This is a genomic window from Motilimonas sp. 1_MG-2023, from assembly GCF_030547455.1.
Taxonomy (GTDB): domain Bacteria; phylum Pseudomonadota; class Gammaproteobacteria; order Enterobacterales; family CBDFNC01; genus Motilimonas.
On sequence record NZ_JAUOPX010000057.1, the window covers coordinates 1 to 24,397 of the forward strand.

Here is a 24,397-nt window from a genome sequence, read left to right on the forward strand (position 1 = left end):
TGTAGCTCAGCTGGATAGAGTACCTGGCTACGAACCAGGCGGTCGGAGGTTCGACTCCTTCCATGCGCGCCACTTTCCTCTTAGACTTCTCCACTATACATTTCCGTTCCCAAATAAGCTTTTTGTTCTGTTAATTTTTTGTTGCAATCTATTTGCCTGAATGTTGAGTTTTTGTGGTATTTATTCATTTTTATTCATTTTGAAAATATTTATAAATGCTAGTGTAACGGTCGACCAAAAATGATCGAATGTGAACATCCTGAAATGTTTACGCATTCAACTTATTAAACTGTTTTTTAGTTTTTTATTAGTGTTATATTTTTAATTGGTTGTAATTTTTAGTTGTACTTGCCTAATTTGAGATATTTAGATCTCACAGGGGTTTTATAATTAAGTAAAATAAGTAGACTTAGTGGCTTTTGAAAAATCGTACTTGTTGGCTTTTTCACCAACAAATGTTGTTTTTTTACAGATAGCTCAACCTCATTAGTTATCAATGTCTCAAAGATAGCTCGTCAAAGAATGTCTCCGCTAAGGAATCTGATGGCTAACTCAATATAATAAAAATATAAAAACGACTTATTAGTGAATATTTATTCATTGTGAGTTTGACTTTTTTAAGGTCTAGGTAATAATGCTTACGAATTATTATTTAGGCCCGAATGGACGTAATAAATTATGGATATTACTGAACTGTTATTAGAAGCAGGGAACTTGATGCTGGTCGGCATGATTTCAGTGTTTTTGTTTCTTGGCCTATTAGTTATTGTTGTTCAACAAATGGCTAAACTTTGTCCCGTTGAATCCGCGCCTGTAGCAGCAAAAAAGCCAACGGCACAACCTCAGCCAGCAACATTGAATCCAAAATTAATAGCAGCCATCACAAGTGCGGTACAACAGTACCGTGAAAATAAGTAACTTGGTTCTAAGAAAACTTTTTAAAGGAGCACAACGTCATGTCTAAGCCTCTCGCTATAACTGAAGTGGTATTGCGCGACGCACACCAGTCGCTGTTTGCGACGCGTATGCGGATCGAAGATATGCTACCGATTGCAGAGAAACTCGATAAAATGGGCTTTTGGTCTCTAGAGACTTGGGGCGGCGCAACATTTGACGCCTGTATCCGTTATTTGGGTGAAGATCCTTGGGAGCGCATTCGTAAGCTAAAACAAGCGATGCCTAACACTAAGCATCAAATGCTGTTACGTGGGCAAAACCTGTTAGGTTACCGCCACTATGCTGATGATGTTGTAGAAAAATTCGTTGAGCGAGCTCATACCAATGGTGTTGATGTGTTTCGTATCTTTGATGCGATGAATGATGTGCGCAACTTCCAAACTGCAGTAAAAGCTGCTGTTAATGTTGGCGCCCATGCACAAGGTACTATTTCTTACACAACTAGCCCAGTACACACAGTGGATACTTGGGTAGATATGGCGAAACGCTTACAAGACATGGGCGCTCACTCTATCTGTATTAAAGATATGGCTGGCCTGCTTAAGCCTTATGTTGCCGAGGAGTTGGTTACTCGCATTAAAGAAACTGTCGATCTACCGTTAGCCTTACACTGTCATGCTACGACCGGTTTAAGTATTGCGACTCAGCAAAAAGCCATTGATAGTGGTATTGATATTCTTGATACGGCTATTTCTTCAATGAGTATGACTTACGGTCATTCACCAACGGAAACCATTGTCTCTATTGTAGAAGGTACCGAGCGAGATACTGGCTTAGACCTACATGCTCTCGAAGATATTGCTTCTTACTTCCGTGAAGTACGCAAAAAATACGTGAAGTTTGAAGGTGCTCTGAAAGGTGTTGATTCACGTATTTTGATAGCTCAAGTGCCGGGTGGCATGCTAACAAACATGGAAAGTCAGCTTAAAGAGCAAGGCGCGGGCGATCGTTTAGATGAAGTATTAAAAGAAATTCCACGTGTACGTGAAGATCTTGGCTTTATTCCCCTTGTTACTCCTACATCGCAAATTGTTGGCACCCAAGCTGTGATTAACGTACTAATGGGTGAACGCTACAAAAACATCACTAAGGAAACCGCGGGTGTACTTAAGGGTGAGTACGGCGCTACGCCTGCTGCAGTTAATACCGAACTACAACAGCGTGTATTAGAAGGCGAGGAAGTCATTACTTGTCGCCCTGCTGATTTACTTGAGCCAGAGTTAGCAGCATTAACTGCTGAGTTCTTAGGCAAAGCAAAAGAGAAAGGTATTAAGGTTGCTGAAAACGAAGTGGATGATGCGCTTATTTACGCGTTATTCCCACAAGTAGGCCTTAAGTTTTTAGAGAATCGTAATAATCCTGACGCATTTGAGCCAGTGCCAAGTGCCGATGATATGAAGCCTGCGGCTGCGCCGCGTACTGAAGCTGAAACCTACGCGGTTAAAGTGGATGGTCAGGTATTTAATGTTGAAGTGGGCCCTGCGGGTAGTATTGAAACCATCACGCCAGTGGGTGGGGCACCAGTTGCTGTTGATTCAGCTGCTGCCGCGCCTGTTGCTGCAAATGGTCCAGCAGAAGATATTACCTCGCCATTATCAGGCACTATTTTTAAAGTGTTAGTGCAACAAGGTGAGCAAGTGAGTGAAGGTGACGTACTGTTGATTATGGAAGCGATGAAGATGGAAACTGAAATCAGAGCGGTTCGATCAGGTACGGTACAAGCGATTCATGTTCGTGAAGGCGATTCAGTTGCAGTTGGCGATGCCCTGCTAGCGCTGGCATAAGGAGTTCCAGTGGAAGGTTTATTAACCCTTTGGCACGATACCGGTATCTACCATTTCGAGTGGAAACAGCTCGTAATGATGGCGGTGGGTGCTTTATTACTTTACTTAGCGATAGTGCGTAAGTTTGAACCATTGTTATTATTGCCGATTGGCTTTGGCGCTATTTTAGCCAATATTCCCAATGCCGGTTTTACCGATGAAGGTGGCATACTTTACTACATCTACCATATTGGTATTGAAACGGGTGTATTCCCGTTACTTATCTTTATGGGTGTGGGCGCGATGACAGACTTTGGTGCGCTAATCGCTAACCCGAAAATGTTATTTTTGGGTGCGGCAGCGCAATTTGGTATTTTTGCTACCCTGTTTGGTGCGATTTTACTGAACGCTATCCCTGGTTTTGAGTTCTCCATGCAAGACGCTTCCGCTATCGCCATTATTGGTGGTGCGGATGGCCCAACGGCGATATTCCTCGCGTCCAAGCTTGCCCCTCACTTGTTAGGTGCGATTGCGGTAGCGGCATATTCTTACATGGCGCTAGTTCCTTTGATTCAACCGCCTATCATGCGTGCTTTAACCTCTGAGAAAGAGCGTGCTATTCAGATGGAGCAGTTACGCCCAGTAAGCAAGCGTGAGAAAATTTTATTTCCGCTATTGGTGCTGTTTGCTTGTATCTTGTTATTACCAGCAGCAACGCCGCTTGTGGGCATGTTCTGTTTAGGTAATCTGATGCGTGAATCTGGCGTTGTAGATCGTTTAAGCAATGCGGCGCAAAATGAAATTATTAATGCGGTAACTATTTTCCTCGGCTTGGCTGTTGGATCTAAGTTATCAGCCAAATATTTCTTAACCCTAGAAACATTAGGTATTTTGGTGCTTGGAGCGGTTGCTTTCTCTATTGGTACTGCTTCGGGTGTATTGATGGCGAAACTAATGAGCCGAATGTCGGGCGGTAAGATTAACCCATTATTAGGGGCTGCGGGTGTATCAGCGGTGCCAATGGCGGCGCGAGTGGTGAATAAAGTGGGCCTAGAAGCTAACCCACAAAACTTCTTACTGATGCATGCTATGGGCCCTAACGTGGCTGGCGTACTCGGTAGTGCTGTCGCCGCTGGTGTGTTACTGGCTTTGGTTGGTTGATCTTTGTTTAATCAGATAAGCATTTAATAAAAGGTGGCTTGGCCACCTTTTTTATTGCCCCCCGCTTAGTTCTCGTTGGTTAAGGCCGGTTTTTAGCTTGTTATTTATGTTCGTGTTAAATGAAGCATTAAAGTAAAAAAGCCTATTAAAAAGGCAGACAGGCCAGCTATCCAGTAAAAACCTTTCGCACCTTGCTTAATTGATAAACCATGGTAATGCAGAAAACCCAGCCAAAGTAATGAGATAACCAGGGGGATTAAAAACATTCTCGCCATTGTAGCGCTCCTTGGGTGCATAATTTGTCGTTGTTTAGCTTACGTTTGAGTTGCCACATCTGCTCTATTTATATCAAAAAACATTGCATTAGGGGTGATAGCATCGTCTGAGTTGGCAACCTTTGATCGGACTTTACGTTAAAAATCGATTCCTTCGCCTCGCTTAAGCTTAGATTAACGAACAAATTTGATAAACTGGCGCCACTTGTTCTTTTGGTTGATTAAAATGTTCGAAACTGTGCTAACGCACACAATGTCACTATGGGGTTTGTTTAGTCTGAGCTTTATCGCTGCGACCTTATTACCTGCAGGCTCTGAAGTATTACTCACTGCTATGATCTTGGCTGAACAATATTCAGTGTACAGTTTGATCGCAGTGGCAACTATAGGTAATACATTGGGTGGATTTCTCACTTACTATTTTGGTTGGTTAGCGCGCTGTTATCAAAAGAACTTAGAAATTAAGCAACAGAAAGTCATCATTTATATGCAACGTTATGGTATTTATTGTTTATTATTTAGCTGGTTACCTATTTTCGGTGATATTTTTTGTTTTGCGGCTGGCTGGTTGAAATTAAATCGCTACTGGTCAGGTTTATTACTATTGCTTGGTAAGCTGTTGCGTTACTCATTTATTGCTTTGATTGCTCAAGGTTTTATCTGAGCCAAAGTATGGCCGAAAACTTGTAATATGAAGTGACTGCCCCAATATACGGTAGCAAATATATTATTATGCGCATTTACCTGTTAGCGGTTTAGGTAAGTGTTTTCTGCAGCTTGCTGTAAGTGAATCAGAGTGACATGATGTGACTCTTCTATTTGTTTAGGCGCCAGCGACTATTACTCTTATGAATAAGACTGGTGTGACATAAACTAAGGCTTTATCTTGAATTCAAAATTTAATGAACAACTTGAGCTGTTAAAGGCTACTCCTGGTGCATTGACTGGGATCAATCGAGGCATAGAGCGGGAAAGTTTACGCGTTTCCAGTAATGGGCAGTTGGCGCAAACACCTCACCCTGAGTCATTAGGTAAAGCATTAACTCATTCGACCATCACCACTGATTTTGCTGAGAGCTTACTAGAATTTATTACGCCAGTATCCACTTCAACCTCGGTCTTATTTGAACAATTACAAGACATACATCATTACACGGTGAAAAACTTGGGCCAAGAGCAACTCTGGCCAATGAGCATGCCTTGTTACTGCGCAGATGAAGACCAAATAGAGCTCGCGCAATACGGCACCTCTAATATCGGTAAAATGAAAACCACTTACCGCGAGGGCTTAAAAAATCGTTACGGCAGTATGATGCAGATTATTTCCGGTGTGCATTACAACTTCTCTTTGCCGCAGCAGTTTTGGCAATTAAAGCAAGCGCCAGGAATGAGTGAGCAAGATAAAGCCTCAGCTGGCTATATGGCTTTAGTGCGTAATTTTTACCGTTTTGGCTGGGTTATTCCTTATTTGTTTGGTGCTTCACCAGCCCTTTGTAGTTCATTTTTACAAGGTAAAAAGAGCAGCTTACCATTTGAAGCTCTTGGCAAAGGAACGGTTTATCTACCTTATGCGACGTCTTTACGTTTGAGTGATTTGGGCTATACCAATAGCAGTCAAGCTGATTTGTGTGTGAGTTATAATGCGCTTGACTCTTATCTTCATTCGGTCGAAAAAGCCGTCAATGCACATTCGTTAGCTTTTGAAAAAATTGGCGTGAAAGAAAACGGTCAATATAAGCAGTTAAACGCTAATATGCTGCAAATCGAGAATGAACTTTACGCGCCGATCCGTCCTAAGCGTGTTACGTTTGCCAATGAAAAGCCGCGTCATGCACTGGCGGCGCGTGGTATAGAATACATTGAAGTGCGGTCACTGGATGTTAATCCCTTCTCTGCAGTGGGTATCACTCCTTTGCAGTCTTATTTCTTAGATGTTTTTCTCACTTGGTGCGCCCTTAAGCCGTCGGCTGAATTTGATCCATCGCGTTGTAATGAATATAAAGGTAACTTTACAAAGGTGGTTCTTGAGGGCCGAAAACCAGGCATTACTCTTGAAATTAGCCGTGAAGAATTAACCATACCTCAGTGGGGTGAAAAACTGATGCTTGAGTGGCGTGAAGTGGCGGCAATGCTTGATCGCGATAACAACACTCAATCATTTAGCGCCGCTTTAACCGAGTTGGCGCCAAGCTTTGCTGACCCTGAACTCACCTTGTCTGGGCAGCTATTGAAAGAACTAAAATCATTAGAAATAGATAATGGTGAATTTGCCATCAAATTATCGAATCAATACAAGCAAGAGCTAGCCTCAGGCTCTTATCAATATTGGAATGAAGATGACTTTACCCAGTTTAGAGTGGAGTCTACGGCTAAGCAGCAAGCAATAGAGTCAGCAGACAAAGTCGGGTTTGATGAGTTCCTTGAGCAATATTTCGCTAAGGCTTAAAAGCAGCAGATAAAAAAACAGGAGCCTTACGGCTCCTGAAAACAATGAAAAAAACAATTCTTGCACTAGTAAGGCAACAATAGGGGCAAAGAGTTCAATGGGAATACTAAAAAATACAAAATATTTTTTTCTGCTTGTTTGTGTGTCTTTATTGGCTGCATGTAGCTCGTCCCCACCACGTAATCCCGAAAATTTATGTGAAATATTCCAAGAAAAGCGTAATTGGTACACGGCTGCGAAAGATATGGAAGATAAATGGGGCACGCCTATTCATGTGCCAATGGCCATGATGTATCAAGAAAGTAGTTTTAAACACGATGCTGCGCCACCAATGGAATACTTTCTGTTTATCCCCATTGGAAGAGCCAGTAGTGCTTATGGCTACAGTCAGGCTAAAACCTTAACTTGGCAGGATTATACTCGTGAAACGGGCAATAGTTGGGCCAGTCGGGATGATTTTGCTGATGCCATTGATTTTATGGGGTGGTTTACCACCAAGACCCATAAAATTAATGGTGTGTTTAAGTGGGATGCTTACCGCCAATACCTTAACTATCATGAGGGATGGGGTGGCTATAAAAAAGGCAGTTATAACAAAAAACCGTGGTTAATTAAGGTGTCAAAGAAAGTGGACCAACGCGCGAAGCGCTATGCCCAGCAGTTAAAGCAGTGTCAAGGTGACCTAAATTCTGGCTGGTTTTGGCGTACTTTCTTTAGCTAAAACCCAATAATCAACTAGATCCTACTGGCGGCTTTGGTTAGAGTAGCGCGATAACTATGAAGGAGAAACAAGATGCCATTATTAGATAGCTTCACTGTGGACCATACCAAAATGAATGCGCCCGCAGTGCGTGTGGCTAAAACCATGAAAACACCAGGGCAAGATACGATTACCGTATTCGACCTGCGTTTTTGTGTACCAAATGAAGAACTACTATCAGAGAAAGGTATCCACACCTTAGAGCACTTATTTGCCGGTTTTATCCGTCAGCATCTAAACAGCGATACGGTAGAGATTATTGATGTCTCTCCTATGGGATGTCGTACTGGCTTCTACATGAGCCTCATTGGCGCGCCATCTGAGCAAACTGTTGCCGACAGCTGGTTGGCAGCAATGCAAGATGTGCTGCTTGTACAAAACCAAGATGAAATCCCTGAGCTTAATGAATATCAATGTGGCACGTTTGTGATGCACTCTCTAGATGAAGCAAAAGCGATTGCTAAAACAATTATCGAGCGTGGTATTGGCGTGAACCAAAATGATGAATTGGCGCTGCCGAAAGAATTGCTTGAAAAGCTGTAATAAGTAAATCCAGTTATTAAAAACGGGCTAATATTCTATTGGATATTAGCCCGTTTTTTTATTCATTCTCTTGGTATAAGTGAGGAATGATCCGTACCAACTTGACCATATTATTTTCAACTTCGACCACTTCAATGGGATAACCAAATAAACGTACACTGATATTGGGAGCAGGAATGTCTTCTAGGTACTCCAGAATTAAACCATTTAAGGTTTTTGGCCCATCGGTTGGGAATTGCCAGTTCATTTCCTTGTTTATATCACGAATACTGATACCTCCCTCAACCAAGAAGCTGCCATCTTCTTGTTGATGAATTTCTTCTGACACTTCAGGCGTGATGCTGGTGGTAAAATCTCCCACTATTTCTTCGAGCAAATCCTCTAGTGTGACTAAGCCTTGAATATCACCATATTCGTCTATTACTAAGCCAATACGCTGTTTTCTGCGCTGAAACTTGAGTAACTGAGTGTTCAAGGGGGTGCCTTCTGGAATGAAGTACAGCTCTTTTACACTGCGCAGTAGGGTGGTTTTATCGAGCTGTTCTTTAAGCATCATACGCAAGGTATCTTTGGCATGAATAAAGCCAACGGCATCATCGATATTGTCACGGTACAATAAAATTCGCGTGTGAGGTGACTGCGTTAGCTGGCGTAAAATCAGCTCCCAATCATCATTGATATCGATACCGGCAATGTCGCTGCGTGGGATCATGATATCCTCTACCGCAACTTGCTCTAAATCTAAGATACTTAGCAACATCTCTTGGTGGCGCTTAGGGATCATCGCGCCAGCTTCATGAACGATAGTGCGTAGCTCATCTGGGGATAAATGATCATCACCGCCATTGGCGCTGTCTATGCGCAGCAGCTTGAGTAAACCATTAGATAAAAAGTTAACAAACCACACCACAGGGGTGAAAATCTTCTGCAGTGGACGCAGTAATAATGAGCTTGGAAACGCTATTTTTTCGGGGTATAACGCCGCCAATGTTTTGGGGGTTACTTCTGCAAAAATCAATAAGGCTAAGGTCAAAGCGCCAGTGGCGATGGCGATACCTGCATCACCAAATAGTCGTTGGCCTATGATGGTGGCAATAGCAGAAGCTAAAATATTAACTAAATTGTTACCAATGAGAATTAAGCCGATTAATTTGTCAGGGCGTTGTAGTAACTTTTCGACCCGTATTGCACTTTTATTATTCTGTTTAACAAGGTGGCGCAGTCGGTAGCGATTTATCGCCATCATGCCGGTTTCAGAACTGGAAAAATACGCTGACATTAAGATCAACAGACCTAAAATGGCAAACAGTACTTCGGTCGATATGGTATCCAATGTGGATCCTCTTGGTAGTCAATAAATGGGTTAAAAATTGAGTAGCAGCTTAAGTTAAGATTATTTCTTTGACAAAACGGCTGCCAAAATAGGCTAAGGTAAGCACAAAGGCACCTATAACCGTGGCATAAATGACAGGTTTTCCGCGCCAGCCTTTAATATAATGACCCCATAGTAAAGTCACATATAAAAACCACGCAATAATAGAAAGTATCGCCTTATGAGCCTTTCCTTGGGCAAACATATCATCTAAAAAAATAAAACCAGTCGCGAGAGATAAGCTTAGCAAGATGGTGCCAATCAATATTAGTTGAAAAAGCTGCTTTTCTACTGTCATCAGTGGCGGCAGGGCTGGATGAAACAAGGGTTTACGTTTTTGTTTTAACTGGTAATCCAAATAACCGAGTTGAGTCGCAAATAAACCAGCGATCATCAAGGTCGAATAAGCTAATAAGGCAATGCTTATATGCACAACTATCTCTGGTCGGCTCTCAAGGTGAGTAATATAATTAGAGGGCAGTAAAGTAGCCGCGCCTAAATTGACCATGGCAAAACCGTAAGCAACAGGCAGTATCACCCAAACTCGGATACGAAGTGCGGCGCTGGATAATACTAAGCAAACGATCAAGCTGACCAGCGCGGCAACGTTGATTAAGGATAAGTTTTGCCCTGACGCAATAAAAATATCTTGGTATAGCCAAGCTCCTTGCAGCGCGATGGCGCTATAAGCACAGCCGAGTACTAAGAACTTGTTGGGGCCCTGATGGTGCAATAACCGACTTAAGCACGCGATAGTCGCGATTGCGTAAAGTGCTAAAGCAAAAATAGACATCACTTCCATTAACGTAATTTACCCTTTAATTTAAGCTGCCAGTATAACCTGTGGGCTCAGCTTGAGCCAACAAATCAAAGGATAATCCAGTTACTTAACGCCTATTGTGGCTAACATTTGTGAGGCAAAAGGGGTGATTGGTTAAAACTAAGGCACTTGATACTGTGTTGTATTAAGTTACTTAAGGGTATAATCCTTCTAATTTATTAGATAAGTTTGTTGAGAAAACCATGTTTGAGAATCTGACTGACAGACTGTCGCGCTCACTGAAAAATATCAGTGGTCGTGGCCGATTAACTGAAGACAATATTAAAGATACCTTACGTGAAGTAAGAATGGCCCTACTTGAAGCCGACGTGGCACTGCCCGTTGTGCGTGAATTTGTCGCTAAGGTTAAAGAAAGAGCGGTAGGTCAAGAAGTCACTAAAAGCTTAAGCCCTGGACAAGTATTTATTAAAATCGTGCAGTCTGAGCTTGAAGCTGCGATGGGTGACGCCAATGAAAAACTTGATTTAGCTGCTCAGCCCCCGGCCATTTTACTGATGGCGGGTTTACAAGGTGCCGGTAAAACCACTTCGGTGGCTAAATTAGCTAAATTCTTAAAAGAGCGTGAAAAAAAATCGGTACTGGTGGTTAGTGCTGACGTATACCGCCCAGCAGCAATCAAACAGTTGGAAACCTTAGCAAGCGAAGTGCAAGTTGAGTTTTTCCCAAGTGATATTTCGCAAAAGCCGATTGATATTGCTAACGCGGCAATTACTCATGCGAAAAAGCAGTTTATTGATGTGGTTATTGTGGATACAGCGGGTCGTTTACACGTTGATGAAAGCATGATGACCGAGATCATCGATCTGCATAAAGCGATTGATCCTGTCGAAACGCTCTTCGTAGTCGATGCTATGACGGGTCAAGATGCCGCGAACACTGCCCGAGCTTTTAATGAATCATTGCCATTAACTGGTGTGATTTTGACTAAGGCCGATGGTGATGCCCGTGGTGGTGCGGCACTTTCTATTCGTCAAATTACCGGTAAGCCGATTAAGTTTATGGGTATGGGCGAGAAAATTGATGCGTTAGAGCCCTTCTACCCCGATCGTATTGCCTCTCGAATCTTAGGCATGGGCGACGTACTGTCTTTAATCGAAGAGATCGAGCAAAAAGTTGATAAAGACAAAGCGGCGAAACTGGCTAAGAAAGTACAAAAAGGCAAAGGTTTTGATTTAGAAGACTTCCGCGAGCAGCTAGTGCAAATGAAAAGCATGGGCGGCATGATGGGCATGATGGATAAACTGCCGGGAATGGGGCAGCTTCCTGACGCGGTAAAAGACCAAGTGAACGATAAGCTAACGGTGCAAATGGAAGCCATCATTAATTCCATGACACCGGGAGAGCGTGCTCGCCCTGAAATCATCAAAGGTTCGCGTAAACGTCGTATTGCTGCAGGCTCGGGTACATCTATTCAAGAAGTAAACAAGTTGCTAAAACAGTTTACGCAGATGCAAAAAATGATGAAAAAAATGTCTGGTAAGGGCGGTATGCGTAAAATGATGGGGCGCATGCAAGGTATGATGCCGCCGGGCATGATGAAAGGCAAAGGTCCATTTTAATCCCTTAGCGCTATGAACGGCTGTTGCCATGACACAAAAAAAGGGAACCGAGTTCCCTTTTTTTGTGTCTGCCGCTTGACCTTACCTGTTAAATAGCCATTCAACAGGTAAGGAATCAGTTGCTTTTATAGAGAATAAGAGTACAATTTTGCGGCTTTCTACAAAGTGGGGGGTCTGAAACTTTTTCAGGCTCAGTAGTTTTTCAAAATATATGAGGACGATATGGTTACCATTCGTTTAGCTCGTGGCGGCGCAAAAAAGCGTCCATTTTATCAGGTTGTAGTAGCTGACAGCCGTAATGCAGCAACTGGTCGTTACATTGAGAAAGTAGGTTTCTTTAACCCTACTGCTCGCGGTAGCGAAGAGCCGCTTCGTTTAAACAACGAGCGTATTGAGCACTGGGTGTCTCAAGGCGCAACGCTTAGCGCACGTGTTGCTAAGCTGGTTAAAGACAGCCAAAAAGCTGCTTAATCAATTAGGTATAGGGGAAATTTAGTGAGTGAACAAGCAGACCAGATTGTTGTTGGTAAGTTTGGTGCCGTATACGGTATTAAGGGCTGGCTAAAAATACATTCCTATACTGACGACCCCGAAGGTGTCTTTGACTACAAGCCTTGGCATGTTGAATACCAAGGGCGACAAAAAGAAGTTCAAGTAACTGAATACCGTCGCCATAGTAAAACTTGGATTGCAAAAGTTGCAGGTTTTGACGTTAGAGAAGACGCTCAAGCCCTTGTTGGATTAGAGATCTTGGTTAGCGATGACCAACTTCCTGATCTTGATGATGGGGTTTATTGGCGTGATTTGATGGGATGTCAGGTAAAAACGACCCAAGGTTACGACCTAGGTGTAGTGGCTGACATGATGGAAACAGGCTCAAATGATGTGCTTGTTGTTAAATCCAACCCGACAGATGCCTTTGGCAAAAAAGAACGGTTAATTCCGTATCTTGAACAGCAGGTAATTATCCAAGTGGATATTGCCAACAAATTTATTGAAGTAGACTGGGATCCAGGATTCTAGGTTACTCCGAGGAGTCATTCTATGTGGTTAGGGGTCATTAGCCTCTTCCCGGACATGTTTCGGGCCATAACAGAACACGGAGTAACAGGTAGGGCTGTGAAGCAGCAACTGCTTGAATTCCAATGTTGGAATCCAAGGGATTTCACCACAGATAAACATAAAACTGTCGATGACAGACCTTATGGTGGTGGCCCTGGTATGTTGATGATGGTTGAGCCTTTGCGCCAAGCCATTCATGCAGCAAAAGCCGCAGCGGAGCAAGCAGGGATCGAGGCGAAGGTAATTTACCTTTCACCTCAAGGACGAAAACTAGAACAAAGTGGCGTTAAAGAGTTGGCACAAAATCAAGGTTTGATTTTAGTGGCAGGCCGCTACGAAGGGATAGATGAGCGTATAATCCAAACCGAAATCGATGAAGAGTGGTCGATAGGTGATTATGTGTTAACGGGCGGCGAATTGCCTGCCATGACCTTAATTGATGCTGTGGTACGTTTTGTACCGGGTGTTTTAGGTCATGCTGCATCAGCTGAGCAAGATTCATTTTCCGATGGATTATTGGATTGCCCACATTACACCCGTCCTGAGATGCTAGGAGATTTAGCGGTGCCACCGGTATTACTGAGTGGTAATCACGAAAAAATCCGACAATGGCGGCTAACGCAGTCATTAGGCCGTACCTGGGAACGAAGACCAGAACTTATTAACAACCTAGCTCTGACTGACGAACAAGCACGCTTGTTAGCTGAATACATCAGTGACTCTGAGTAACAGCAATCGTATCAGTTTATCTAGGCAGAGGTTTTTAAAATGAGCAACATCATTAAACAGCTCGAAGACGAGCAGTTAAAAAAAGATCTACCTACATTCGCACCTGGTGACACTGTAGTAGTTCAAGTTAAAGTTAAAGAAGGCGACAAAGAGCGTCTTCAGGCTTTTGAAGGTTTCGTATTAGCTAAGCGTAACCGCGGCTTACACTCTTCTTTCACTGTTCGTAAAATTTCTAACGGTGAAGGCGTTGAGCGTGTATTCCAAACTCATAGCCCAATTGTAGATAGCATTACAGTTAAACGTCGTGGTGATGTACGTCAAGCTAAGCTTTACTACATGCGCGGTCGTACTGGTAAAGCAGCTCGTATCAAAGAGAAGCTTGGTAAAAAGTAAGACTAAAAAAGGCTCGCATTGCGAGCCTTTTTTTCATTTGTTAATTGGTAATCTTTGCTTTATCAAGTTGCGCTTCAATGGATTTGTTGATGTCACACTTGTACACTAATCACTGAATTGTCCGTGCCGAATTCATTTCTTTTATAACCATCCGCTTGCACATCATTTTCAAACACTTCAGAGCCATCAGAATTGACGAATCTGTATTTGTATTCAAATTCAGCCTGATTGTCAGTAGGGATATCTATGGTTGCCTTAAACTTACCATTTTTGAACTTCTGCAATTCAAGGGGTTGCCATTGATTGAACTCAGCGAGTAAAAACACTTGTTCGGCTGCTGCTGCCGTTTCTTTTTCTATTTCAAATGTCACTTTGACTTGAGGCTTAGATTTTAGAAAGCGCTTCTTCACGGGCATGGATACCTCCTCAGGTATAACAATCACTAATAACAAAAATAACAATATCTTATCATAACGATTATTAACGGCATTAGTTAAGTAAATATTAAACTAAAAAGTAACTTTGTAAAATTTGTGACGTGAACTCCTTCTTTAAATAGAATCCACGTGGTCGTGTTTGGATCCGCTGCCCATTGTTTCCTATTGCTGACGTAAGTGCTTTACCATTGGCGGCTTTAGGTCGTAGTTGTAATACTTGGCCATGGCGAGCGGTGATCTGCTCTATATCACCAAGAGCAATGCGATCCATTAATTCTTCCCAATCTTGTTGCAATAACATCTCTTCTTGTTGACTGGGCTGCCAAAGCAAGGGGGAGCCGACGCGGCGCTGGCCAAGTGGTATTTCTCTACGTCCTTCCACTGGCATCCAAAGGACACAGCTAAGCTTATTTTTCACATTGCTATTGGCCCAACTCAAGCCTGCAATATTCAAAAGGGGAGCAACGCAAACAAATGTAGTTTCAAGTGGCTGCCCATGCTCGTTAATAGGAATTGTTTTGAGCTCAACCCCTAGTTCAGGGAAGTCTTGCTCAGGCTTCGAGCCAGCCAATGCACCTAAGTGATGCTCAATTAATTGGCCAACCCAGCCTTTATCGCGGCGTAAATCTTTTGGTAGTGGCCAACCTGCGCTGGCTGCTAATTGCGCTAAATTGAGCCCTGCTATTTGTTGGGCTCGTTGCATGAGTTGCTCAATAGATTGAGGAGAAGACGCCATAATAAAGTCGACAAATAAAAAGTATTATACCTTTTTGCGAGCCGAGCTGCATTTGCTGTTTTTTTGTTCGATCTTGCTTGCTAAGTTTTTATGCGCTGACTATTTTCTATCTCTATGATTTTGTTGTTTTTTTATGTTTTTTATTTGCTTGACTTATAGCAAGTAAACTATTTTTTGGCGTTTTACTGTAAATATAAGTTTGCGTACACAAGTTTATCCACAGAAACTCTGGATAACTTATAAAACCACGACTATTTTATTCACAATTTGACTGTTGCTGCCTTGTTGAATGAGATGTTGGACGAAAAAATGGCACATCATCGACTATTTATTTCAAAATTTTGTGAATAACTTAGTCGGTGGTCGAAATGTGTCCATTGGTTTTTATACACATAGAAGGGATTTATTATAACACTGTTTATAAAACCAGTTTTCTAGATTTTTACGTTTTTTGTTTTTTTATCTGTTTGTTTTTTAGTAATTTATTTTTTATTTGTCAGCGGCTAATACAAACCAAGATAAACTAAATAAACATAGTGCGAGACAAAATACCGAATTCTTAACAGACTTATGCACAGAATTAGTGAAGAAGTTGAAATGAATTTGTGGTGTGTTGACGGATTGGTGTGTATAAGTGAAGCTATGTATTGAAGTTATCCATAAAGTGTGAGCCGCTATACGTTTGGCACGGGTCAACGTGTATCTTGTTTGCTGCAATCGCGGGAATATGAAAGAATCTAAAGTATTAGAGATCAAGCCCAATAGGTGCATAAGTGATTGATGCCGATGGTTATCGTCCAAATGTAGGCATTATTATCTGTAACCCTAGTGGTCAGGTAATGTGGGCTAAGCGTTTTGGACAGCATTCTTGGCAGTTTCCGCAAGGTGGAGTCAATGAAGGTGAAAGTGCCGAACAAGCTATGTTTCGTGAGCTTTACGAAGAGGTAGGGCTGGAAAAACATGAAGTAAAAATCTTAGCTGTAAGTCGAAGTTGGCTAAGATATAAGTTACCAAAACGTTTAGTGAGATGGGATTCTAAACCTGTATGTATCGGACAAAAACAAAAATGGTTTTTATTGACGCTACAAGCAAAGGAATCCAAAGTTAATTTAAGTGCTTGTGGGCACCCTGAATTTGATGATTGGCGCTGGGTTAGTTATTGGTATCCGGTTCGTCAAGTTGTGTCATTTAAACGGGACGTGTATCGCCGAGTGATGAAAGAGTTTTGCCCGACAGCATTGCCTTTTAACCGTCCTGAAGCTGAGCCCAAAAAACGCAAAGAAAAACGCAAACGTTTTACTAAAAAATATCGAAAATCAGCCAAGTAATCGATGACTAATACCCCGTAGGAGGTGATGTGTTAACGCAACTTAGAGAGATAGTAGAGCATGTTAATTTAGCTGACTCTCTAGAGGATGCTATGGGGGTTTTGGTCAGCGAGATCCGTCAGGTGATGCAGGTTGATTGTTGCTCAGTATATCTAGCTCACGATTCTTTAAGTCACTTCACTCTTGCCGCAACAGATGGGTTAGCCGCAAGTGCGGTAGGTAATACTCACATTGATTTTAGTGAAGGGGTGGTGGGGTTGGTGGGGCAAAAAGAAGAGCCGCTCAATTTAGCCGATGTACAAATTCACCCTCGTTTTAAATACTTACCTGAAGTGCAAGAAGACGATTTTCGCGCCTTTTTAGGCGCGCCTATTATTCACCAGCGCAAAGTGCTGGGCGTTTTAGTTGTACAACAAAGATGCGCGCGTGAATATGACATAAATGAAGAGTCGTTTATTGTTACGCTCGCGGCACAGTTGGCCAATGTGATTGCTCACTCCCAAGCTAAAGGCATGTTTTCCTCCCCCAATCCCCAGAGAAAAACGATTCGCTCAATTAAAGGTATTGCTGGTAGTCCTGGTATAGCAATAGCGAAAGCCCAAGTCATCACGCCTCAAGTTACCCTTGATATGATAGAGATTGAACCATCTCAAGATATTGATGGTGAGTTAGTTCGCTTTACCTCTGCGGTGCAGCAGAGTATCGAAGAAATCAAGGGCATCGCATTTCGCCTTAAGGGACAATTACCTAAAGAAGCCTTAGCCATTTTTGATATTTACCAGCATATGCTCGCTGAAGTGAGTTTGTCTGGCGAAATCAAAGGCGAAATTCGCACTGGCCTAAAAGCCACCGCGGCGGTTAAGCAGGTAGCTGTTAGATACATTCAACAGTTTAAGGCAATGTCAGACCCCTATTTAAGAGAGCGAGCGACGGATACCAAGGATGTCTGTCAACGTTTAATTAATCATTTGATTGGCCTTGAGCCTGCCGCTTTGATAGCCGATGAGTTGATTTTAGTGGCTGAAGAGGTCACCGCAACTATGTTGGCGAATGTCCCGAAAGAAAAGCTAAAGGGCATCGTTTCGGTCAAAGGCTCTGCTAACTCACATGCTGCTATTTTAGCGCGCGCTTTGGGGATCCCGGCCTTAATGGGGATGTCAGTGCCGATTGAAAAGCTTAGCCACAATCTGCTTATTCTTGATGGCTACAGTGGCGAATTATATGTCTCGCCTGAGCAAGCGGTACAAAATGAATACGAAGGGTTGCTAGCGGAAGAAAAGCAGCTTGATAGTATTATGCTAGATTGTCTTGAAGCACCAGCAGTGACTCGAGATGGCATTAAAATTGAGATGTTGTTAAACGCGGGTTTAAGTGCTGACACCGAAATAGCCATAAATGAATTTGCTGATGGTGTGGGGTTGTATCGCACTGAAGTGCCTTTTATGCTCACTGAGAGCTTTCCCACCGAGCAAGAGCAAACCGAGCGCTACCGTGGCATTTTACACACTTATGCCGCAAAACCAGTCACCATGCGCACGCTGGATGTGGGCGGTGATAAGCAGTTACCTTATTTTCCTATTATTGAAGAAAACCCTTTTCTAGGTTGGCGTGGAATTCGTCTAACTCTCGATCATCCGGAAATATTTTTGGTGCAGATAAAGGCCATGCTTCGTGCCAGTATTGGCTTAAATAATTTACAAATTATGCTGCCCATGATCAGTGGGGTTAGCGAAGTTGACGATTCGATCCGCTTAATTAATCAAGCATGGAATGAAATTAAAGAACGAGCTGAGGCACAAGGTGAGATTTTAAGAAAACCAAAACTAGGCGTGATGTTAGAAGTACCCTCTGCCTTGTACATCTTGCCGCAACTGGCGAAACGAGTCGATTTCTGGTCGATAGGCAGTAACGATTTAACCCAATACCTACTGGCTGTTGATCGAAATAATCCTCGTGTCGCAAATATTTTTGATAGTTTTCACCCGGCAGTACTACAAGCTTTGCAGCATATTATTGCCCAAGCTAAACAACATAAGGTGCCAGTGAGTTTATGTGGTGAGTTGGCTGGCGATCCGTTAGGCGCAGTGATTTTAATGGCGATGGGATACACCAAGCTCAGTATGAATACTTACAATATTGCACGGATTAAATTTGTGATTCGCCATGTTTCAGTTAAAGAGTTGCAAGCTTTGTTAGGACAGGCATATGAGCTGGATTCCGGTAAAGAGGTGCGGGCTTTGTTTGCCCAATATCTCGAAGCCCAAGGTCTTGGGGGCTTAGTGCGAGCAGGGCGTTAAATTTTTTTCCTGCGCTAGCCGTGTGATTTTGTTATGACAATGGCGCTCTTCCCTTGTTATTACAGCTATTTGATAGCAAAATGCTGTTTTTATTATTCAAGGTTCACGCTCTTATGTCTGAAACGTTTTGGTCTTTCCCGCAAATAGACCCTATCATATTTAGTATTGGCCCGCTGGCTGTACGCTGGTATGGGGTGATGTATCTGGTTGGTTTTGCTTTTGCTATGTGGATGGCTAACCGTCGCGCCATGAAACCAGGATCGGGCTGGACTAAAGATGAGGTCAGTGACGTTTTATTTTACGGCTTTCTAGGCGTGATTTTAGGCGGCCGTATGGGCTATGTGCTGTTTTATCAAACTAGCCTATTTCTTGATAATCCGCTTTATCTCTTCAAAATTTGGGAGGGCGGGATGTCTTTCCATGGTGGTTTATTAGGTGTTATTGTGGCGATGTTTTGGTTTGCGAAAAAAACTAATCGCAAATTTTTTACCATTGCTGATTTTATTGCGCCGCTGATCCCTGTTGGACTTGGTGCCGGCCGTTTTGGTAATTTTATTAATGGTGAATTATGGGGGCGTGTCACAGATAGTCCTTGGGGCATGGTATTTCCAGGTGCAGGTGCGTTGCCACGACATCCGTCGCAGCTTTATGAGTTTGCTTTAGAAGGCGTGGTGTTATTTTTTATTTTGTACTTCTACTCGCGTAAACCGCGCCCTCTTGGCGCGATTTCTGGCTTGTTTTTACTTGGCTATGGCACGTTCCGTTTTATTATTGAATTTGCCCGTGAGCCAGACGAGCACTTAGGCTTGTTAACCGCAGGTTTAAGTATGGGGCAGTTGTTATCGCTACCCATGATGATAGCTGGGCTTATATTTATGATTTGGGCTTATAAGCAGCCGACTAAACCTGAATTGAAAACAAGTTAATTACTTTATTGATGTGAAGTATTGAGATATTTGAGGTAATAAAAGGGAGTATGGCGATACTCCCTTTTTTGTGGCTAGCTTATACCGAGAACGGGTACTTAATTGCTTCGTGATGTTGGTAATCTTCTACCGCAAAGTCATCAAGGGTAACCCAAGTTTCAAGATCTTCTAACGTTTTTATTTTAGGGTTAATGATTAACTTAGGCGCGGGCAATGGCTCGCGTTTAAGCTGTACATCACGCATTAATTCAAGCTGATCTTCATAAATATGGGCGTTTACAATTTTGTGGTAGGCCTGTCCGGCTTTTTTACCGGTAATTTGCGCCATGATTGCTAAGAAGAAGTACACTTGCACCATGTTGAAATTTAGCCCCAGCGGCACATCACAAGAGCGTTGTGTGCTATTTAGGTACAAGGTGTCACCTAGAAGTGAAAAGTGGTGGCTGTACATGCAGGGGCGCAAACAGCCCATATCAAATACACCGGGGTGATAGAAGGTGAATATCTCGCCGCGATTGTCGATACCATTGCTCAGATCATCCACTATTTGACGTAGTAAATCGACGCTACCACCATCGGGTTTAGGGAAATTGCGAGCCACTTTTCCGTAGATAAAGCCACAATCGTCGGGGCCTTTGCGATGGGGATTCGCCAGCCAATCAGGATTATCGTTGGCATTGGCATCCCACGTTTTGGTGCCAATTTTTCTAAAATCAGCTGCGTTATCGTAGCCTCGAATATAACCGAGTAATTCGGCAATGGCTGATTTCCAAAAACTCTTGCGAGTGGTGACCAGTGGAAACTCGCCTGTTGCGACATCATAAGTTAAATCGGCATTGATCACGGTTAAACAACGCTTACCCGTGCGTTTGTTATCAACCCAGACGCCGTCATCAACGATACGCTGGCATAACTCCAAATATTGTCTCATTTTATTTCAACTTCTTATATTTTGTAATAGCGTCATCCTAGCTGTTACAGGCAAAGATGCTTTTTGCAAAGCAATCAAGGATGGCCTGAGTGCTCTGCTGAGTAATGCTCTATTCAGCAAGAGGTGCTTGACTAGAGCGTCACTTTCTTAAAGATCAAGTCCCACACGCCATGACCTAAACGGTGGCCGCGGCTTTCAAATTTAGTCAGTGGACGCCAATCTGGGCGTGGCACGTAATCGTTGGTGTCAGACGTATTTTCAAAGCCCGGCGCTTCTGTTAGCTCAAGTAGCATGTGCTCGGCATAGTTTTCCCAATCGGTTGCCATATGAATGATACCACCCGCCACTAATTTTTGATGGATGCAGGCTAAAAATTCTGGCTGCACAATGCGGCGTTTATGATGGCGTGCTTTGTGCCAGGGATCAGGGAAATAAAGCTGAAAGGTGGACAATGAGTTGTCTGGGATCATATCCGCTAACACTTCAACCGCGTCGTGTTCAAATACCCGTAAGTTGTTAATACCTGCTTCCGCAGCATCGGCTAAACAAGCACCAACCCCCGGACCGTGTACTTCAATGCCAATATAATCGTAGTCTGGGTTGTTTTTTGCCATTTTTACTAATGACTTACCCATGCCAAAGCCGACTTCCAGTACGCGCGGTGCTTGGCGGCCAAACACTGCGTCTAAATCAAGTAGCTTCTTTTCATAGGTTAGGCCCATAGTGGGCAAGTATTGCTCTTTGGCATTGCTTTGGCGCTGGGTCATACGACCTTCACGTTTAACAAAACTGCGAATTCGACGCATTTGCTTAGGTTGTTCTTCAGGTTTGTTATCGTTATCGCTCATGGCAAATACCTTTAAATAGTCCACATTCGTTAAATTAGCTTAACGCACGCAAGGGGGATTTGGTTTAATTGCACGCATTATCCAAACTTCTCTTCGTTTAGCAAGCTTGGCAAGTATTACTGCTGGAGTCTCTTTACCAGCTTGTTTATGCTACCCACAAATGAAAAATAGAGAGCAGTTTTGTGGATAATGTCGCCTTTGCCAACCGTATATTAACTTGGTATGACCAACACGGACGTAAAACCCTACCTTGGCAGCTAGCTAAAACGCCGTATTCGGTTTGGGTTTCCGAAATTATGTTGCAGCAAACTCAAGTCGCTACTGTGATCCCTTATTATCAGAAATTTATGCAATCCTTTCCCGATGTGGTTGCCCTTGCTAATGCGCCGCAAGATGAAGTGCTGCATCATTGGAGTGGTTTAGGTTATTACGCTCGTGCACGTAATTTACATAAAGCGGCGCAGCAAATTCGCGATCAGTTTGGCGGTGAATTTCCGCGTGATTTTGATGATGTACTCGCCTTGCCGGGCATAGGTCGCTCCACCGCAGGTGCGGTGTTATCTCTTTCCCTTGACCAATACCATCCTATTTTAGATGGTAATGTGAAACGCACGTTAGCGCGCCATCAAGCCATTGAGGGCTGGCCTGGAAAAAAGCCGGTCGAAGCGATTTTATGGCAGCTAAGTGAGCTTTGCACCCCAAGAGAGGGGGTGGCTCAGTTTAATCAAGCCATGATGGACATGGGCGCAACCATTTGTACCCGCAGTAAGCCAAAGTGTGATGTTTGCCCTGTTGCCAGTGATTGTAAGGCGCTCGTTCTTGGTCAACCCACTGCGTTTCCTCACTCTAAGCCAAAGAAAACTCAGCCGATAAAGCGCGCGCGACTGATTATTGTCCGCGACGGCAATCAAGTATGGCTGGAGCAGCGCCCGCCAACGGGAATTTGGGGCTCGCTTTGGTGTTTTCCGCAAGCTGAAGACGAGCAGCAGCAGCAAGATATTTTGACGAGACTAGGGGCCGAGCGATACGAAACTCAGCTACTGCCTGAGTTTCGTCATACCTTTAGCCATTACCATTTTGATATTCAGCCGGTGCTGGTGGATGTTTCCTTATGGAATACGCGTCAGGTGATGGAAGCTGATGGCGCTCTCTGGTATAACTTGAACCAACCCCAAACTATTGGCTTGGCTGCGGCAACGCAAAAGTTGCTTGATAGTACGCCGTTACAACTTGTCTCAGATGTTAGAGGATAACCATGGCTAGAACCGTTTTATGTGCCCGTTTAAAAAAAGAATTACCCGGCTTAGATTTTCAATTAATCCCCGGTGAAGTAGGCAAACGTGTGTTTGATAATATTTCCAAGGAAGCGTGGTCAGAATGGCAAAAGAAACAAACCATGCTGATCAACGAGAAAAAACTGAGTTTAATGAATTTAGAAGATCGTAAATTTCTTGAAGCGGAAATGGTGAAATACCTATTTGAAGGCCAAGAAGTTGACATTGAAGGTTATACGCCACCTGCTCCATAGGCCAAAGCATTGAATAAAACCCTTCTATTCGTTCCCGCGCTGCTGTTAGCAGCGTGTGCGAGCAATCAACAAAAATCTGAGCAAAGCGATTTAGAGCAGTTTTTGGCGCAGCGCCAGGATTATTACCAGAAGAATCCACAAAGCGCTGACAAAGACGTAGAGGGCTTTGAGAGCCTAGTTAATCACTTTGCTGATCGCGTTTATGTTACTTGGGGGCAAAGTGACAGTATATTTGCCAGCAGCAAGCATTATGTAAAGTACACGGATAACTACCAAAGTCGCGCGCAAATAGATTTCGACAATGGTGTTATCACCATAGAAACCATTGCCAAAGACCAGCCTAATGAGCATTTGCACCAAGCGATAGTGGCTACTTTACTTACACCTGATGATCCCGCTTCGGTCGATATTTTTTCCGCCAAAGAAGTCGATGCAGTTGGCGGTAAGCCATTTTTGTATGGCCAAGTTGAAGATCATGAAGGGCAACCGATTCAATGGGGTTGGCGTGCTAATCGTTTTGCCGATTATTTGTTATCGACTCAAGTGGTGCGCGAATATCGACAAGTGGGAGAGGTGTGGTCGGTCAGCTTTGATTTAGTTCGAGATCACCAAGCACTTCGTGAATATAAATACGCGCAGTTAGTGAAAAAATACAGTCAGAAGTACGACATTGATGAGAGCTTAATTTATGCGGTAATGAAAACCGAAAGTAGCTTTAATCCTTATGCGGTATCCCATGCTAACGCTTATGGCTTGATGCAAGTGGTACCATCAACGGCGGGGCGTGATGTATTTGAGAAGATAAAATTGCGTGACGGCGAACCTTCAAGGCAGTATTTATTTGATCCGGAAAATAACATAGATATTGGCACCGCGTATTTACATATTTTAAAGACACGTTACTTAAAAGAGATCACAGATCCAGAATCGTTACGCTTTGCTATTATCTCTGCGTACAACGGCGGTGCGGGGAATGTGTTAAAAACGTTTCACTCTGACCGAAAACAAGCACCGAATGTAATTAATAGCCGTTCAAGTGCACAAGTCTATCAGTCTTTGACCAATGACCACCCATCAGCCGAGTCTAGACGCTATTTGTACAAAGTAAATAAAGCGCAAAAAGCATTTTATTCAGGTAGAAGTTAATTACCGTTAACTATGTTTATTGAGTTAAATGGCAAAAGCTGCTGCTTTTTGAATCGAACTGGTGAAAGCTTGTGCAAACAGTTCAACTTAGTATTAAAAATGAAAAAAACAGTTGACGGTTGGAAGCAAAATCTATTTAATACGGCTCCGTCGCCCAGATAGCTCAGTCGGTAGAGCAGGGGATTGAAAATCCCCGTGTCCGTGGTTCAATTCCGCGTCTGGGCACCATTTTTAACTTGGTGCTGTGTACAACATGTTATGTAAAACATAATATCAAGTTGTGCCGACTTAGCTCAGTAGGTAGAGCAACTGACTTGTAATCAGTAGGTCACCAGTTCGATTCCGGTAGTCGGCACCAT

Annotated in this window: 24 protein-coding genes and 2 tRNA genes; 20 read left to right on the forward strand and 6 right to left on the reverse strand. The window is 43.1% G+C overall.

The window, feature by feature from the left end:
- The first annotated feature begins 678 nt into the window (after nucleotides 1-678).
- The 7 genes from Q4519_RS19795 to luxS all read left to right on the forward strand — a co-directional run bounded on the left by Q4519_RS19795 (nucleotide 679) and on the right by luxS (nucleotide 7,905).
- Nucleotides 679-918: an OadG family protein gene (locus Q4519_RS19795; RefSeq protein WP_232803416.1), complete on the forward strand. Its 240-nt coding sequence runs from the start codon at nucleotides 679-681 to the stop codon at nucleotides 916-918.
- Between the two features lie 38 nt (nucleotides 919-956).
- A complete protein-coding gene (gene oadA / locus Q4519_RS19800) occupies nucleotides 957-2,741 on the forward strand; it encodes a sodium-extruding oxaloacetate decarboxylase subunit alpha (RefSeq protein ID WP_232803415.1) in 1,785 nt (594 codons plus the stop codon).
- A 9-nt stretch (nucleotides 2,742-2,750) separates the two neighbouring features.
- Nucleotides 2,751-3,881 carry a sodium ion-translocating decarboxylase subunit beta gene (locus tag Q4519_RS19805; RefSeq protein WP_303515358.1) on the forward strand — a complete coding sequence of 377 codons (1,131 nt, stop codon included), beginning with the start codon at nucleotides 2,751-2,753 and terminating at the stop codon, nucleotides 3,879-3,881.
- Nucleotides 3,882-4,382: 501 nt separating this feature from the next.
- On the forward strand, nucleotides 4,383-4,820 hold the full coding sequence (locus Q4519_RS19810) for a YqaA family protein (protein ID WP_232803413.1): 438 nt from the start codon (nucleotides 4,383-4,385) through the stop codon (nucleotides 4,818-4,820).
- Nucleotides 4,821-5,042: 222 nt separating this feature from the next.
- A complete protein-coding gene (gene gshA, locus Q4519_RS19815; RefSeq protein ID WP_303515360.1) occupies nucleotides 5,043-6,602 on the forward strand; it encodes a glutamate--cysteine ligase in 1,560 nt (519 codons plus the stop codon).
- 97 nt (nucleotides 6,603-6,699) lie between these two features.
- Nucleotides 6,700-7,323: a hypothetical protein gene (locus Q4519_RS19820; RefSeq protein ID WP_303515362.1), complete on the forward strand. Its 624-nt coding sequence runs from the start codon at nucleotides 6,700-6,702 to the stop codon at nucleotides 7,321-7,323.
- Nucleotides 7,324-7,395: 72 nt separating this feature from the next.
- A complete protein-coding gene (gene luxS, locus Q4519_RS19825) occupies nucleotides 7,396-7,905 on the forward strand; it encodes an S-ribosylhomocysteine lyase (RefSeq protein ID WP_232803410.1) in 510 nt (169 codons plus the stop codon).
- A gap of 58 nt (nucleotides 7,906-7,963) precedes the next feature.
- On the opposite strand, the gene Q4519_RS19830 is transcribed toward luxS, so the two are convergent.
- Together Q4519_RS19830 and Q4519_RS19835 are read right to left on the reverse strand one after the other, a co-directional pair.
- Complete coding sequence (locus tag Q4519_RS19830; RefSeq protein WP_232803409.1) at nucleotides 7,964-9,238, reverse strand: HlyC/CorC family transporter; 1,275 nt, start codon at nucleotides 9,236-9,238, stop codon at nucleotides 7,964-7,966.
- Between the two features lie 49 nt (nucleotides 9,239-9,287).
- Nucleotides 9,288-10,079, reverse strand: a complete 792-nt coding sequence (locus tag Q4519_RS19835; RefSeq protein ID WP_303515364.1) for an inner membrane protein YpjD — start codon at nucleotides 10,077-10,079, stop codon at nucleotides 9,288-9,290.
- 221 nt (nucleotides 10,080-10,300) lie between these two features.
- On the opposite strand from Q4519_RS19835, the gene ffh reads away from it, so the two are divergent.
- From ffh to rplS, 5 genes are all read left to right on the forward strand, one after another.
- The gene (ffh, locus tag Q4519_RS19840) at nucleotides 10,301-11,677 is read left to right on the forward strand and encodes a signal recognition particle protein (protein ID WP_232803407.1); all 1,377 of its coding nucleotides are present in this window, start codon (nucleotides 10,301-10,303) and stop codon (nucleotides 11,675-11,677) included.
- Between the two features lie 222 nt (nucleotides 11,678-11,899).
- Nucleotides 11,900-12,148 (forward strand): 30S ribosomal protein S16, encoded by a 249-nt coding sequence (gene rpsP, locus Q4519_RS19845; RefSeq protein WP_232803406.1) that lies wholly within the window; start codon nucleotides 11,900-11,902, stop codon nucleotides 12,146-12,148.
- Between the two features lie 24 nt (nucleotides 12,149-12,172).
- Nucleotides 12,173-12,700 carry a ribosome maturation factor RimM gene (gene rimM, locus Q4519_RS19850; protein ID WP_232803405.1) on the forward strand — a complete coding sequence of 176 codons (528 nt, stop codon included), beginning with the start codon at nucleotides 12,173-12,175 and terminating at the stop codon, nucleotides 12,698-12,700.
- A 21-nt stretch (nucleotides 12,701-12,721) separates the two neighbouring features.
- Nucleotides 12,722-13,468 carry a tRNA (guanosine(37)-N1)-methyltransferase TrmD gene (gene trmD / locus Q4519_RS19855; RefSeq protein ID WP_232803404.1) on the forward strand — a complete coding sequence of 249 codons (747 nt, stop codon included), beginning with the start codon at nucleotides 12,722-12,724 and terminating at the stop codon, nucleotides 13,466-13,468.
- 39 nt (nucleotides 13,469-13,507) lie between these two features.
- Entirely contained in the window at nucleotides 13,508-13,861 is a 354-nt protein-coding gene (gene rplS, locus Q4519_RS19860) for a 50S ribosomal protein L19 (RefSeq protein WP_232803403.1), read from the forward strand.
- A 92-nt stretch (nucleotides 13,862-13,953) separates the two neighbouring features.
- Here the strand turns inward: rplS and Q4519_RS19865 are convergent, their stop codons facing one another.
- Together Q4519_RS19865 and mutH are read right to left on the reverse strand one after the other, a co-directional pair.
- Complete coding sequence (locus tag Q4519_RS19865; RefSeq protein WP_232803402.1) at nucleotides 13,954-14,277, reverse strand: isoamylase early set domain-containing protein; 324 nt, start codon at nucleotides 14,275-14,277, stop codon at nucleotides 13,954-13,956.
- 88 nt (nucleotides 14,278-14,365) lie between these two features.
- The gene (gene mutH, locus Q4519_RS19870) at nucleotides 14,366-15,034 is read right to left on the reverse strand and encodes a DNA mismatch repair endonuclease MutH (RefSeq protein ID WP_232803401.1); all 669 of its coding nucleotides are present in this window, start codon (nucleotides 15,032-15,034) and stop codon (nucleotides 14,366-14,368) included.
- A 773-nt stretch (nucleotides 15,035-15,807) separates the two neighbouring features.
- Between mutH and rppH the strand changes: the two genes are divergently transcribed.
- From rppH to lgt, 3 genes are all read left to right on the forward strand, one after another.
- Entirely contained in the window at nucleotides 15,808-16,362 is a 555-nt protein-coding gene (gene rppH, locus Q4519_RS19875) for an RNA pyrophosphohydrolase (RefSeq protein ID WP_232803400.1), read from the forward strand.
- 29 nt (nucleotides 16,363-16,391) lie between these two features.
- A complete protein-coding gene (gene ptsP, locus Q4519_RS19880; RefSeq protein WP_232803399.1) occupies nucleotides 16,392-18,659 on the forward strand; it encodes a phosphoenolpyruvate--protein phosphotransferase in 2,268 nt (755 codons plus the stop codon).
- A 113-nt stretch (nucleotides 18,660-18,772) separates the two neighbouring features.
- Nucleotides 18,773-19,585 carry a prolipoprotein diacylglyceryl transferase gene (gene lgt, locus Q4519_RS19885; RefSeq protein WP_303515372.1) on the forward strand — a complete coding sequence of 271 codons (813 nt, stop codon included), beginning with the start codon at nucleotides 18,773-18,775 and terminating at the stop codon, nucleotides 19,583-19,585.
- A 79-nt stretch (nucleotides 19,586-19,664) separates the two neighbouring features.
- Here the strand turns inward: lgt and Q4519_RS19890 are convergent, their stop codons facing one another.
- Together Q4519_RS19890 and trmB are read right to left on the reverse strand one after the other, a co-directional pair.
- Nucleotides 19,665-20,516 (reverse strand): thymidylate synthase, encoded by an 852-nt coding sequence (locus Q4519_RS19890; protein ID WP_232803397.1) that lies wholly within the window; start codon nucleotides 20,514-20,516, stop codon nucleotides 19,665-19,667.
- 131 nt (nucleotides 20,517-20,647) lie between these two features.
- Entirely contained in the window at nucleotides 20,648-21,364 is a 717-nt protein-coding gene (gene trmB / locus Q4519_RS19895; protein WP_303515373.1) for a tRNA (guanosine(46)-N7)-methyltransferase TrmB, read from the reverse strand.
- Between the two features lie 182 nt (nucleotides 21,365-21,546).
- Between trmB and mutY the strand changes: the two genes are divergently transcribed.
- From mutY to Q4519_RS19920, 5 genes are all read left to right on the forward strand, one after another.
- Nucleotides 21,547-22,617 carry an A/G-specific adenine glycosylase gene (mutY, locus tag Q4519_RS19900; protein WP_303515374.1) on the forward strand — a complete coding sequence of 357 codons (1,071 nt, stop codon included), beginning with the start codon at nucleotides 21,547-21,549 and terminating at the stop codon, nucleotides 22,615-22,617.
- 2 nt (nucleotides 22,618-22,619) lie between these two features.
- Nucleotides 22,620-22,892, forward strand: coding sequence for an oxidative damage protection protein (locus Q4519_RS19905; protein WP_232803394.1), 273 nt, complete (start codon nucleotides 22,620-22,622; stop codon nucleotides 22,890-22,892).
- A 9-nt stretch (nucleotides 22,893-22,901) separates the two neighbouring features.
- Nucleotides 22,902-24,038: a membrane-bound lytic murein transglycosylase MltC gene (gene mltC, locus Q4519_RS19910; RefSeq protein WP_282561176.1), complete on the forward strand. Its 1,137-nt coding sequence runs from the start codon at nucleotides 22,902-22,904 to the stop codon at nucleotides 24,036-24,038.
- A gap of 152 nt (nucleotides 24,039-24,190) precedes the next feature.
- Nucleotides 24,191-24,266, forward strand: a tRNA-Phe gene (locus tag Q4519_RS19915).
- 54 nt (nucleotides 24,267-24,320) lie between these two features.
- Nucleotides 24,321-24,396: transfer RNA gene (locus Q4519_RS19920), tRNA-Thr, on the forward strand.
- Nucleotide 24,397: the final 1 nt, after the last annotated feature.